Below are 13,056 nucleotides of genomic sequence, written 5' to 3'. Positions count from 1 at the left end.
AACATGAAACCCAGCCAACGACCAGCCCGCCTCAGCCTCCTAACAACTCTTGTCACCCTGGCATTCGTTCCGTGTGCCCAGGCCCAGGATACCTCGCCGAAAACGCACAACGTCATCTGGGATTCCCCCAGCAAGAACCACACCGGCTCGATGCCCTTGGGCAATGGCGACATCTCGTTGAACGCCTGGGTGGAGCCGTCCGGCGACCTCGTTTTCTTCATCGGCAAAAGCGACTCGTGGGGCGACAACGCACGTCTGCTCAAGCTCGGCAAAGTCCGGGTGAAACTCGACCCCGCACCTGCGGTCACTCCGTTCCTTCAGGAGCTCTCGCTCGAGTCCGGCACCATGCATGTGCGCCTCGGCGACGGCACCACGCTGCGCCTCTGGGCGGATGCCAACCACCCGACGGTGCATGTCGATGTGCAAAGTCAAAAAGCAGTCACCGCCACCGCATCGGTCGAACTCTGGCGCACCAAAAAGCTCACCTTGTCGGAGGTCGAATGCAGCGACGTGATGATGGACCGAGCCAAACCCCGCAACATGCACGCCCCCACCGTCGTCGAGCCCGACACCATCATCCCCGCGCTGACTAACAGAATCGGTTGGTATCATCACAACATCAAATCCGTCGGACCCGCCCAGCATGCCGAAACCCAGGGCATGACCGGATACAAGCGCCAGGACCCGCTGCTGCACCGGACATTCGGCGCCGTCATCACCGCCGACCAAGGCAAACGCCTCGACGACACCCACCTGCAATCCGCCGCCGCCCAGTCGCACCACTTCAGCGTGCACGTGCTCACCCGTCACCCGTCCACCCCCGAGGCATGGCTGCGCGACATCCAGGCACAGATCGCCAGCACCGAGAAATCACCCCTCGCCGAACGCCGCACCGCCCACGAACAATGGTGGAGTTCCTTCTGGCAGCGCAGTTGGATTCACGCGTCTAACAACCCCGGCATGAAACAGGACCAAGCATCCTCACCCGCCGACAACAAACACCCGCTGCGCGTGGGCGTCGACCAGGCGGGCGGCAACAAGTTTTCCGGTGCGATCCGCAATACCCGCATCCCGAAATCGTTTGCACTCCCCTTCACCCTGGAGGCCGAGGTGAATCCCGCCAAAGGCGAAAAGGGTCGTATTTTCGACAAGATCACACCGGGCGGCAACGACGGCTTCCTGCTCGACACCCACCCCGGCAACAGCCTGCGCCTGATCGTCGGCGACAAACAATTCAACGCCAAGGGCGTGTTGCCCGCCGGGAAATGGGCAAAGGTCACCACCCGCGCCACGGCCTCAGGCTGGACGGTGTCGGTGGACGGCAAGCAGGTCATCGATACCTCCCACGCGAACTCCGACGACGCCGCCTACGTCAGCCGGATGTATGCCCTGCAGCGCTTCATCACCGCCTGCGCCGGTCGCGGCGCCTACCCGATCAAGTTCAACGGCTCGCTGTTCACCGTGCCATACGGCAACAAGCCGGGTGATGCCGACTACCGCCGCTGGGGCCCCGGCTACTGGTGGCAGAACACGCGCCTGCCCTACCTCGGCCTCTGCGCCAGCGGCGATATGGAGATGTTGGAACCGCTGTTCCGCATGTATGTCGATGACATCCTTCCCTACAACAAACACCGCACCAAGGAATACTTCGGTCTGGAAAACGCGGCCTACTACGCCGAGTGCATCCACTTCTGGGGTGATGTCTTCAACGAATCCTACGGCTGGAAACCGCAGTCCGAACGCAAGGACCCGCTGCAGGAGAGCAGATACCACAAATGGGAATGGGTCGCCGGCCCCGAGCTCGTCTGGATGATGCTCGACGCCTACGATCACTCGGGCGATGAAAAACTGCTGCAACAACGCATCCTGCCCACCGCCGTCGCCGTGGTCCGTTTTTTCGACGGCTACTACAAAACCAACACCGACGGCCAGCTGGTCATGCACCCGTCGCAGGCACTGGAAACCTGGTGGGACTGCACCAACCCGATGCCGGAACTCGCCGGACTACGCGCCATCATCCCGCGCCTGCTGGCACTGCCGTCCGACTCCGTGCCCGCCGCCACCCGCGCCGAGCTGAAAAGCTTCCTCGCCAAGCTCGCCCCACTTCCCGTGCGCGACACCCCGGACGGCAAGGCGCTCGCCCCCGCCACCATCTGCAAGGATAAACGCAACGTCGAAAACCCGGAACTCTACGCCGTTTTCCCATTCAGACTGTGCTCGTTTGAAAAGGACAACCGCCAGCTCGGTATCAACGCGCTCAAACACCGCTGGGACCGTGGTAACTCCGGCTGGCGCCAGGACGATCTGTTCATGACTTACCTCGGACAAACCGAGCTGGCACGCAAGAACCTCGTCGCCCGCGCCCGCCAAAACGATAAAAACTCACGTTTCCCCGCCTTCTGGGGGCCGAACTACGACTGGGTGCCCGACCAGGACCACGGCGGCGTGCTGACCAGAACTTTCCAGACCATGCTGATGCAAAGCGAGGGCGACCAGATCTACCTCCTGCCCGCCTGGCCAAAGGACTGGGACGTCAACTTCAAGCTCCACGCCCCGCACAACACCACCGTCGAGGGCGTTTACAAAAACGGCAAACTCGAAAAACTCACCGTCACCCCGGAGTCACGGCGCAAGGATGTCCGGATCGTCGCCGGCGGCGCTTGAGGGAGGCGATCCTGAGACTAACAGATGCGGCTAGCACTCGGCTACCCCGATGTGCTTGCCGCCAATGCTGGTCAGATAAAGAGGGCCGTAGAAACATGCGTTGCCGACGGGCTGGGATTGCCTAAAAGGTTTCATCTCGACCTGTTCATGGCCAGATTTATGGGTAATTAGATAGATTGGCTACTAAATTAAAGGGATTATAAAATAAATAATGTCTCAATCTTTGGGTTAAAAAATCTTGAGTAAACCCCGGTAAAAAGGCATTCTCACAGAGCGGAGTCTGTATGACGCATGCTCTGTCAATGCGTCCATTTTTAATAAAAAATTTCGCAACAACCACCAACACAACCCATGAAAACAAATCAAAAAGCCTTGCTCGGCTTCGCAATGTCGGCCGCGCTCATTCAGCTTGGCTCCGCAACGACTATCGTTACCGATAACTTCGATGGCCTTACCTACACGACAGAAACAGGCTGGGGAAGCACTGGCCCTGCTTCAACGGGTCAATGGACCGTCGCCGCTCTACCGGCCGGGCCCCAGGGACGGACAGCAATCGACGATAATCAGCTCGGCTACACGGGGGTGCCGACACCGCCGTCGGGCACGGGCTATGGGCAGTTTTCCAATGGTAATAACGGAACTTGGACAGGGACACTCACTGATACGGCCGGGCATGCGTTTAATGCCGGAGATAAAGTAACGATCGACCTCTTCGCTGCTGGACGCAATGTAGGATCCGGGGCACTGACGATCAATGTGTCGCTCATCGGGGCGGCCACGATCAACCTCGGCAACTTCACTCCGACGGTTGGTTCTTGGAATGCGGTCAGTTCCAACGAGGGGACCATTGTCACTGCTGGCACCTACAATGTGCAGTTCACTAGCATCGCCCAATCCGGCGACCGCACCACATTTATCGATAACGTGAGTTACGACGTTACTGAGGTTCCAGAGCCATCATCAGCGGCTCTCCTTGGTCTCGGCGGACTTGCACTGATCCTACGCCGCCGCAAGTAATGGGCTGCCTTTAACAGCGAGAATCATTTTCCAAGCCCGTTCCCTTCACTGGGGGCGGGCTTTTCGTTTGTAACGCTAGCTGGGAAAAATGCGCACCTTTCGCTTTTCAGGTATAATGATGACGCGGGTCATAGTGGATGAGACCGGGGACGAGTAGCCATGGGGCGATGCCTTGATCGGCGGAGGTGAGGGCGTTTACAAGAACGGCAAACTCGAAAAACTCACCGTCACCCCGGAGTCACGGCGCAAGGACGTCCGGATCGTCGCCGGCGGCGCTTGAGGGAGGCGACCCGGCGCCGAACGGATGCGCTTACCCCGACTCCTGCTGTTCGCCGCAGCTTTTCCGGTAGGCGCCGGGGGAGCTGCCGTAGGCCCTGTGAAACGCCACCCGGAACTGCTCGTCCGAGCTGAAACCCGCCCGGTGGACAATCTCCTTGATCTGCATGTCCGTCTCGCGCAGCAGCCTTGCCGAGCGGGTCAGCTTGCAGTTCAGGATTTCCTCCAGCACACTGCGCCCGCGCGCCTTGCTGAACCGTCGGTCGAGGGTCCGCCGCGCAATTCCGAGATGCCGCGCCACATCGGGCACCGTCAGCGCCCAGTGGCCATAGCCCCAGATGTAGTCGATCGCCTCGTTGACCACCCCGTCCTTCGTTAGACCGGTCGTATTCACCTCATCCGCATGGCTGTCTAACAAAATATGGGACAGCAGCCCGTATGTCTGCATGATGATGTTGTGCGACACCGACTTGACGTCGTCATGCAGTGATTTCAACAGGCGCTCGAACTGGGCCTGAAACAGTCCACGGTCGGCCACCTCCACCAGATTACCGGACAATTTGTAGAGCCCCTCCCGGCTCCAGCGCGCCGAATCATCGCCGTGGTAATGAATCCACCAGATCGACCACCCGGTCTCCGGCAGGGGGCGGTGCCGGTGCCACTCGCCGGGCTGGACCAGGAACACGTCACCCGCCCCGAGCCGCACCCGCCCTTTGTCGCTATGCAGCTCCCCCTGGCCACCAGTGACGAGCACCAGACAGCTTTCCGGCAGGATGCGCCCCTCGTCCCAGTCGAAGAAAAACAACGGTGCGTCGGCGTGCGGGTAGCGTTCGGCCACCCCGATGTCCTCACAGCCGATGCTGGTCAGATAAAGAGGGTCGTGGAAACGCGCGTTGCCGACGGGCAGGGATTGTCTGAACGGTTTCATCATGGCTTGATTGATGGGTAAATAGGCATAAAAACAATACAGATAAAGGAAAAACACAATAAATAATGGCTCAATCCTTGGGTTCAAAAATCTTGATCAAATCCCGGTAAAAAGGCATTCTCATGGAGCGGAGTCTGTATGACCATGCTCTGTCAATGCGTCCATTCGCAATAAATATATCCAAGACAAGTACCACGAACGATGAAAACCATGACTTCCACATACCAGACAGCCCTTTGGCACAAGGGGGGAATTGCAAGCTGCCTACTGGCTATCGCGCTGCCGGCATCCGCAGCCCTTACCAGCCTGGACCCGCTTGCCAATGCGGGCTTTGAGGCACCTGCCCGGACCGACGGCCAGGAGGCGGACGCCGACATCACCGGCTGGACCCGCGACAACGGTGGCGGCTTCGGAGAAACCCGACACAAAAACGTGGTTGGGGAAACCAACTGGAGCACGCACGACGGCGGCTCCAACGAGCAGGTCGCCATGATGTATGTCAGCGGCAGCGGCGGCAGCGCCTGGCTCTATCAAGGGCTGCAGGGCACCTCCGACAGCAACGGCAGCAGCCATGCGTTGACGGTCGGGGAAATCCGTGGCGCGCAGATTAACATCACGATGTGGCTCGGTATCGAAAACTTTGCAGGCTGGCAGAAAGAGGATGGCTTCGCCCGCATCGGTTTCCAGTCCCAGGGAGACTGGCCGTGGATCGGGGATTTCACCGTTTACACAGGTTCAGCCGCAGAAGCTGCGGCGGAGGGGATCACGGCGGATTACTACCTGGATCTGGATAGTGCTGCCTCCGGCGGCGACTGGGCACAGGTCAGCCACACCGTGACCATCAGCGACACGCTGGGTACCAATGGCAACAATGCGACCCTCTCCTTCAACCTCCTGAACGACGGCTATGATAGCGGCGAGACAATCCGCCTGCTTGTTGACGATGTCAGTCTGACCCAGGTGCCCGAGCCATCGTCCGCCCTGCTCTCGGCACTGGGGCTGTGCGCCTTTGTCCTGCGCCGCAGACGCTGACAGGAAACGCCTCGGCCGGTCCATTCACCGGCTGGAGGCTATAAAAAACATCTCAAAGCTCCGGTGGTATGGTTGACAGCAATGTCCCATGCCCCGGAGCTTTTTGTTGCCCCAGTATCGACGGTATATTTGGCACACTGTTACGTGCCCGTCGCGTCACTTGCGGGAGATGATGCGCACCGGGCCGAGCAGTCCGGAAGGTTGCAGGGCAGCGTCCGGGGTGTAGTGGCGCGCGGTGGTGAAGCTGAGACGACCGCTCGGGCGCGGTTTGCCCTGCTTGAACCACTCCGGCCAGGCGTTGAGTTTTTCCCATGACTTCCAGTTGGCGTCGAGCGGTAAATGCTCGTCGCCGATCATCCGGTTGCGCCAGGTGTTGGCGACTTCGATTTCCAGGCTGTTAGCTCCGGCGACCAGCGCCTTGCTGACATCCACGCGGTAGGGTGGTTTCCAGGCGATGCCGCAGTCCTTGCCGTTGACCTTGACCCGCGCGATGGCGCTGACCTCGCCGAGGTCGAGGAACAAGGGGCCGGCCGATACGATGTCGGCGGCAACCTCCACCTGGGCGCGGTAAACGGCGGTGCCGGAGTAGTATTTCACCAGCGGCTGGTCGAACTCGGTCCACGAGCGCAGCTTGTCGAGGGTCAGGGTTTGATCGCTGCCGCGTTTGGGATCGAAGGATAGTTTCCAGTTCGTTGCCGCCAACTCCTGTTGGGTTTTCCAAGTGGGAAATGGCTTGGCTGCAAGCTGTCCGCCACTCGCCTTGTCGCGGAAGACGACGAACCAGCTTTGGGTCGGGCCGAAGCGCAGTTTCACGCTGCTGATGCCGTCCTGGCTTTGCACTCCGGGCAGGCGGGTGATTTCGCCGGTCTCGGGATTCCACAGCTCGGCCTGCTTGCCGGTCACGCGGAAGCGGCACTCGCGCTCGACCTCTTTGTCGTCCGGGTTGGCGACGAAATAGAAGTCCACGCCATCGACGAAGCGGTGCATCCAGTTCAGCCCCTCACCGCTGAAGTCCGGCGCGAGTTTGTCATTTTCAAACACTTCAGGGAGCCTGCCCTTCGGTAGGCGCGGCCAGTTCGCGGCGATTTTTTTGACCTCGGCATCGGCGCTGGGAAAACCTTCCAGCCCAAGGGTGCCAACGACTTCCTGCTGAACATAAACCGTTGCACCCGCGCTGCGCAGTTTTTCGATATTGCGTGCCAGTGGCAGGCTCATCCGGTCCGGCCAAACCACCAGGTAGCGGTAGCTGACGCCGGTGGGCAGCACCAATTTACCGTCGCGGACTTCCATTCTGGCGATGATTTCCGAGGTGCAGAGATCGTAGTCGTATCCAGCCGGCGGGTCGAAATGGATATCGTTAAAACTCAGCGGCGCGGACTCGTCGTAGAAACAGGCGACGTCCACCACGCGGCGGCCTTGCTGCAGCAGGAACTGGCAGCGGGCGACGTAGTCGAAGTAATCACCGCTCATGTTCCACCAGGTCTGGTGGCGGTTGATGTGCTGCCCCCAGCGGCGGTGGGTCAGCCCCGGCTGCATGTCATCGTAGGGCTGGTGCGCGTAGAGGTGGTAAATGTAGCGGTTGATGCCCTCGGCAAAGGCCTCGTCGCCCATCGATTTCAACAGGTAAGGGTGATCGCCCCAGCCGCGGCAGCCGGTGAAGGCTTCCGCGCCGACGACGCTCTTGCCGTAGGTGTTGGCGATGGATGCCAGGCCTTTCATCGAGTTATACCAGTAACCGGCGAACTGCGGCCGATCGGGCGGGAATTTCTCCGCATCAAACAGTGGCTCCCAACGACCGACATAGGGCGGACGCTGTTTGCGCCCGGTCCAGAACTCGCCGATCACCAGGTCGGCGCGGCTGGCGTAGTCGAGCGCATTGACACAGACACGTCCGTAGGGTTCGCAGGAAAACTGGATACCGTATTCGGCGCAGCGCTCCTTCAGGCGGTCGATGTATTCGTTCAGCATCACCTCCTGCACCGTCAGGCGCATGTCGCGGAAGAAACGCTCGGTCAAGTCGACACTTTTCACCACTCGGCCAGCCAGCGCAGGCAGCCACGGCTCGATTGCGTAGCCGCGGCGTTTGAGAAACTCCTGTGGGAAATCTGACGACCAGTTCTGGCGGCCACCTTCCCAACTGTCGATGTGGATGTATTTCAGCGTGCGCCCCGCCTTGTCGCCGGCGCGTTCGATGATCGGCAACAGCCAACGCTCGAAATGCGCGTCGATGCCCTTGCTTTCCAGTGCGGTTTCCAGTGCGGTTTCCAGTGCGGTCGGGCAATGCCATACCGGCCGTCGATAAGGCCCCATGAGAGGTGCCGGACAGGAGGACAGGTTTGTCGCTTGTCGGCAGGATGGGTAGCCGTATCCAGGTTGTCGGCAGCTTGCAAAGCCGCCCTACTTCGGGTCGCCGTAGCCGTCGGGGTGGCTTTGGTGCCATCTCCAGGCGGAGGCGATGGTGGACTCGATGTCCATGTGCTCGGGCTCCCAGCCGAGGCCTTTGCGGGCCTTGGTGTTGTCGGCATAGAGCGATGGCGGATCACCGGGGCGGCGCGGCGCTTCTTCGGCGGGTACGGGCAGACCGGTGACTTTTTCCACCGCATCAAGGATTTCACGGACAGAGGTGGGTTTGCCAGTCCCCAGATTGTAGTGGACAAATGTGTTAGGCTCGTCGAGCTGGTCAAAAACGGCGATGTGGGCGCGTGAAAGGTCGTCGACGTGGATGTAGTCGCGCAGACAAGTGCCGTCGGGCGTCGGGTAGTCGGTGCCAAAGATTTTGAGCGCGCCGCGTTGTCCGGTCGCGGCAAAAATGGCGAGTGGGATCAGGTGGCTTTCGGGGAAGTGGTCTTCGCCGATGGTGCCGTCGGCGGCGGCGCCGGAGGCATTGAAGTAGCGGAAGACGGCGGAGGAGATTTCCCCGGCATGGGCGAGGTCCTTGAGAATGGCTTCGACCTGGAGTTTGGTCTGGCCGTAGGGGTTGATGGGTTCTTGTGGAAGGTCTTCGACGAGTGGCAGGGTATCCGGCTCGCCGTAGGTGGCGCAGGTGGAGGAAAAGACGAATTTCTTCACCCCGGCATCGGTCATGGCGAGCAGCAGCTGGATGGTGTTGCCCACGTTGTTCTCGTAGTATTTCAGCGGGATGTTCACCGATTCACCGACGTTGATGTAGGCGGCGAAGTGCATCACGACCTCGATCTTGTTGTCCGCGAGGATTTTTCTAACGGCGGCGCGGTTTCCAAGGTCTTGCTCGAAGAAGGGGATATCGTCGGCAACGGCGGCGCGGTGGCCGTAAACGAGGTTATCGAGAACAAAAGGAGAGTGGCCAGCAGCTTGGAGTTGTCTCACGCAGTGGCTACCGATGTAGCCAGCGCCTCCGACGACGAGGACGTTCATGAGTTCAGACTAAGTTTCAAGTTTGAAGTTTCAAGTTTCAAGTTTGGGTATTAGAGTCATCGCGTGAGTTTTGATGTAGCCGATTATTTACAAACATTCAGTCGTCTGGCGGCAGGGCGTGGTTTTGTGCGTGAAGTGGTCGCGGCGGTGGGCGGGTATGAGATCCCCGCATTTACCCGGTCGGTGGCAGGTGGTGCCAGGGTTTATCTGTCGTCGGGAATGCATGGCGACGAACCCGCCGGCCCCCGGGCGGTGATGGAGATGATGGCTGAGGGATGTTTTGGGAATGAGGTCGAGTGGCGGATTTGTCCGCTGATCAACCCGACCGGGATAGCGGCCGGCACCCGCGGGAATGCGCAGGGAGTGGATCTCAACAGGGATTATTTACGGATGGCGACGGATGAGGTGCGCGGGCATGTCGGCTGGCTGGCCCGGCAGCCGGTGCCTGATGTGTTTCTATCATTACACGAGGACTGGGAGAGCAGCGGTTTTTATCTCTACGAGATCCAGAAGTATGCCTGTGCCAGTGTTGCCCATTCGATTCTTGAGGCGGCGGCCGCCGAAATTGAACCTGAACCCAGCCCGGTCATCGATGATCACCAGGTGCGCGAGCCGGGGTGGATTTTCCACAAGCCACGAGCGGACTTCCCCGAGGACTGGCCCGAGGCGATCTACATGGCACAGCGGGGAACGCAGGTCTCATACACCCTGGAGACACCGAGCTCACTGGAGCTGGAAAGGCGGGTCGCATGTCACAAACTCGCCGTTTGCAAAGCGGTTGAGGAATTGCTGTTGACGCGGGGGGCGTGAGGCGGGTCTAATACGGGTGATGATCGCGCGTATACGAGGAAAGGTGTTAGAGGCTCTGCCAGGCAGACTGGTGGTGGATGTCAACGGGGTGGGGTATCTGCTGACGGTCTCGCTCAGCACCTATGATGCCATCAATCCGGTGGTGGGCAAGGAGGTGGAGTTACGCACGCACCTTCATATCCGCGAGACGGCCCACACGCTGTATGGATTTGCCACGGATGCGGAGCGGGATTTGTTTTTGCTGTTGATCGAGAGGGTCAGCGGCATTGGTCCGGCGATTGGGATGTCGGTGCTCAGCGGGATGCCGGTGGGACATTTTAAAGGCTGTGTGGTCGCGGGGGATGCGGCAGCCCTTTCCCAGATCAAGGGTCTCGGTAAAAAAACAGCCGAACGTATCATCCTTGAACTCAAGGACAAGGTGGGGGTGGCCGAGGCGTGGCAGGCCGCCGCCGGTGATGCGGTGCCGAGTGCCGCTGTCGACGCGGAATCGGCGCTGATTGGTCTTGGTTACAAACAGGCCGAAGCCCGTAAGGCGGTGGCGGCGGTGTCCAAACTCAAACCATCCGCCTCGACCGAAGACCTGCTGCGCGATTCCCTGAGGATGCTGAATTCATAGGTGGAAACCGATGGTGACTTGAATTTTACTCGCCAATCCAATGGTGGCTGGCTAGCCTTGTCCGGCTCACCCAGAGATGCCAGCTTTATGTCGTAGAATGGATTTGAGCTTGAACCTCGTCAGGCGACCCACTACTGCCCTTCCACACCACTCCCGCTACCTATATGATCGATTCCACACCTTCCATGCTCGATTTTGCCCAGTCCAAGGTCAACAAAGACCTGACCGCCGCCCAGAAAGTCCAGTTTTTCCGCGATATGGTACGGATCCGCCGCTTTGAGCAGACGGCATTGAAATTTTACAACAAAGGCATGATGGGCGGTTTCCTGCACCTCTATATCGGTCAGGAGTCGGTGGCTGCCGGGACTATTTCACTTTGCGGGGAAAACGACCACGTGATCACCGCCTACCGCTGCCACGGGCACGCGCTTTCCGTCGGGATGGACATGAATTCCTGTATGGCCGAGCTTTATGGCAAGGCGACTGGGGCGGCAAAGGGCAAAGGGGGTTCGATGCACCTGTTTGATCCCTCGAGGAATTTCTGGGGTGGGCACGGTATTGTTGCCGGGCAGACCCCACTTGGTCTTGGTCTTGCCTACGGCGTGAAGTACCAGGAGCTTGAGGGCTGCTGTCTTTGTTACCTCGGTGATGGCGCCACCAACCAGGGTGTTTTCCACGAGTGTCTGAACATCGCCGCCCTGTTCCAGCTGCCGGTGATATACATCATCGAAAACAACGGGTATTCGATGGGGACCAGCCAGGATCGCTCCAGCTCCTACAAACACTGCCTCGCCCAACGTGCGGAGGCCTACGACATGGACTGGGACCTGGTCAATGGCGAGGATCTCTACGAGGTCCGGGCCAAGACGCACATCGCCATGGAACGTGCCCGCAAGGAGAGTAAACCGACCGTGCTCGAGATTGCGACCTACCGCTATTACGGCCACTCGGTGGCAGATGCCAATGCCAAGAAATACCGGACACCGGAGGAGATTGAAAAATACAAGACCTACCACGATCCGGTTCGGCTCTGGCGTCGCCGGCTGATTGAAGAGGCTGTTTTCACGGACGTCGAGGCCGACGCCATCGACAAGGAAGCCAAGACCGAAGCCGATCGCTCCGCTGCCTTTGCCGAGCAGTCGCCAGCGCCAAGCGTCGATTCCATATTCGACGACGTCTACTGGGAGACCGACAACAACACCGAAGCCGGAAATACAGGCCGCCACTTCTTCAACGACTAACATCTTTTTGCACGGATCATTGATCACTGCTAACTTTACACTTTTTAATCATGAGAGAAATCCTCTACCGCCACGCCATCCGTGAAGCCCTCGATGAAGAACTTGCCCGCGACGACAAAGTCGTGATCATGGGTGAGGAAGTCGCCCAGTACAACGGTGCCTACAAGGTGACCGAAGGCCTCTGGGACAAATGGGGCTGCAAACGTGTTGTGGATACGCCCATTTCAGAAGCCGGCTTCATCGGCATGGGGATCGGCGCGTCCATGTTAGGTATCCGTCCCGTGATGGAGCTGATGTTCTGGAGCTTCCACTCCGTGGCCTTCGACCAGCTCGTCAACAATGCCGCCTGTGTTCGTTACATGTCCGGTGGCCTCTGCAACGTGCCCATCGTGATGCGTGGCCCGGCCAACGGCGGAACTTCGGTGGGTGCAACACATTCCCATTGTCCGGAAGGGCTCTTCGCCGCTTTCCCGGGCCTCAAGGTCTGTGCTCCGGCCACTCCTTCCGACGCCAAGGGGCTGATGAAAACCGCCATCCGTGACAACGATCCCGTTTACGTCATGGAGAACACCCTGCTTTATGGAACCAAAGGGCATGTGCCTGACCCCTCGGAAGGTGATCATCTGGTGCCTCTTGGAAAAGCGGACATCAAGCGTGTGGGCTCCGACGTTTCCCTCATTGCCCATGGCCGCAGTGTCATCCGCGCCCTCGCCGCAGCCGAGACCTTGCAGTCCGAGCACGGCATCAGCTGCGAAGTTCTCGACCTCCGCTCGATCCGTCCTCTCGACCAGCAAGCCATCATCGATACGGTCATGAAAACCAACCGTGCGGTGCTTGTGGATGAAAGCAAACCCTTCTGCGGTGTCTCCGCGCAGATTGCCACCCTCATCCAGGAACACGCCTTCGATCATCTGGATGCGCCGGTGAAGCGTGTCTGTGCCCTCGATACTCCTGCTATTTATTCGCCGCATATCGAGGACGAGCAGCTTCCGAACGAGCACCGCATCATCGAGCAGGTTCTGGGGATCGCCTAGAGGGAGTTTCCCGGACCGGGTCAAGCCTGGGCCTGGGGTGCATGG

At 59.6% G+C, this 13,056-nt stretch carries 10 protein-coding genes; 7 read left to right on the top strand and 3 right to left on the bottom strand.

The features are described 5' to 3' along the window. Positions 1-3 precede the first annotated feature (3 nt). Together H7A51_16700 and H7A51_16695 are read left to right on the top strand one after the other, a co-directional pair. Complete coding sequence (locus tag H7A51_16700) at positions 4-2,664, top strand: hypothetical protein (GenBank protein MCP5537859.1); 2,661 nt, start codon at positions 4-6, stop codon at positions 2,662-2,664. 387 nt (positions 2,665-3,051) lie between these two features. Further along, entirely contained in the window at positions 3,052-3,681 is a 630-nt protein-coding gene (locus H7A51_16695) for a PEP-CTERM sorting domain-containing protein (GenBank protein ID MCP5537858.1), read from the top strand. Between the two features lie 310 nt (positions 3,682-3,991). Here H7A51_16695 and H7A51_16690 read toward each other — a convergent pair whose 3' ends face one another. After that, the gene (locus H7A51_16690; protein ID MCP5537857.1) at positions 3,992-4,972 is read right to left on the bottom strand and encodes an AraC family transcriptional regulator; all 981 of its coding nucleotides are present in this window, start codon (positions 4,970-4,972) and stop codon (positions 3,992-3,994) included. Positions 4,973-5,095: 123 nt separating this feature from the next. Here H7A51_16690 and H7A51_16685 point away from each other — a divergent pair, with 123 nt between their 5' ends. Then, on the top strand, positions 5,096-5,917 hold the full coding sequence (locus H7A51_16685; protein ID MCP5537856.1) for a PEP-CTERM sorting domain-containing protein: 822 nt from the start codon (positions 5,096-5,098) through the stop codon (positions 5,915-5,917). A 156-nt stretch (positions 5,918-6,073) separates the two neighbouring features. On the opposite strand, the gene H7A51_16680 is transcribed toward H7A51_16685, so the two are convergent. Then, positions 6,074-8,227 (bottom strand): hypothetical protein, encoded by a 2,154-nt coding sequence (locus H7A51_16680; protein MCP5537855.1) that lies wholly within the window; start codon positions 8,225-8,227, stop codon positions 6,074-6,076. Between the two features lie 87 nt (positions 8,228-8,314). Then, complete coding sequence (gene galE, locus H7A51_16675; GenBank protein ID MCP5537854.1) at positions 8,315-9,310, bottom strand: UDP-glucose 4-epimerase GalE; 996 nt, start codon at positions 9,308-9,310, stop codon at positions 8,315-8,317. Between the two features lie 63 nt (positions 9,311-9,373). Here galE and H7A51_16670 point away from each other — a divergent pair, with 63 nt between their 5' ends. The 4 genes from H7A51_16670 to H7A51_16655 all read left to right on the top strand — a co-directional run bounded on the left by H7A51_16670 (position 9,374) and on the right by H7A51_16655 (position 13,011). Beyond that, on the top strand, positions 9,374-10,120 hold the full coding sequence (locus tag H7A51_16670; protein MCP5537853.1) for a M14 family metallocarboxypeptidase: 747 nt from the start codon (positions 9,374-9,376) through the stop codon (positions 10,118-10,120). A gap of 19 nt (positions 10,121-10,139) precedes the next feature. Continuing rightward, complete coding sequence (gene ruvA / locus H7A51_16665; GenBank protein MCP5537852.1) at positions 10,140-10,736, top strand: Holliday junction branch migration protein RuvA; 597 nt, start codon at positions 10,140-10,142, stop codon at positions 10,734-10,736. 164 nt (positions 10,737-10,900) lie between these two features. Then, the gene (pdhA, locus tag H7A51_16660; protein MCP5537851.1) at positions 10,901-11,977 is read left to right on the top strand and encodes a pyruvate dehydrogenase (acetyl-transferring) E1 component subunit alpha; all 1,077 of its coding nucleotides are present in this window, start codon (positions 10,901-10,903) and stop codon (positions 11,975-11,977) included. 50 nt (positions 11,978-12,027) lie between these two features. Further along, the gene (locus tag H7A51_16655) at positions 12,028-13,011 is read left to right on the top strand and encodes an alpha-ketoacid dehydrogenase subunit beta (GenBank protein MCP5537850.1); all 984 of its coding nucleotides are present in this window, start codon (positions 12,028-12,030) and stop codon (positions 13,009-13,011) included. The last annotated feature ends 45 nt before the right edge of the window (positions 13,012-13,056 follow it).

The organism is Akkermansiaceae bacterium (assembly GCA_024233115.1).
Lineage (GTDB): Bacteria > Verrucomicrobiota > Verrucomicrobiia > Verrucomicrobiales > Akkermansiaceae > Oceaniferula.
Note: the sequence above shows the minus strand (reverse complement) of the source record. Positions and strands in the feature narration are given on the sequence as shown.

Coding starts and splice junctions, on each gene's coding strand:
- H7A51_16700 (MCP5537859.1), top strand. CDS start 4: ATGAAACCCAGCCAACGACCAGCCCGCCTCAGCCTCCTAACAACTCTT.
- H7A51_16695 (MCP5537858.1), top strand. CDS start 3,052: ATGTCGGCCGCGCTCATTCAGCTTGGCTCCGCAACGACTATCGTTACC.
- H7A51_16685 (MCP5537856.1), top strand. CDS start 5,096: ATGACTTCCACATACCAGACAGCCCTTTGGCACAAGGGGGGAATTGCA.
- H7A51_16680 (MCP5537855.1), bottom strand. CDS start 8,227: ATGGGGCCTTATCGACGGCCGGTATGGCATTGCCCGACCGCACTGGAA.
- galE (MCP5537854.1), bottom strand. CDS start 9,310: ATGAACGTCCTCGTCGTCGGAGGCGCTGGCTACATCGGTAGCCACTGC.
- ruvA (MCP5537852.1), top strand. CDS start 10,140: ATGATCGCGCGTATACGAGGAAAGGTGTTAGAGGCTCTGCCAGGCAGA.
- pdhA (MCP5537851.1), top strand. CDS start 10,901: ATGATCGATTCCACACCTTCCATGCTCGATTTTGCCCAGTCCAAGGTC.
- H7A51_16655 (MCP5537850.1), top strand. CDS start 12,028: ATGAGAGAAATCCTCTACCGCCACGCCATCCGTGAAGCCCTCGATGAA.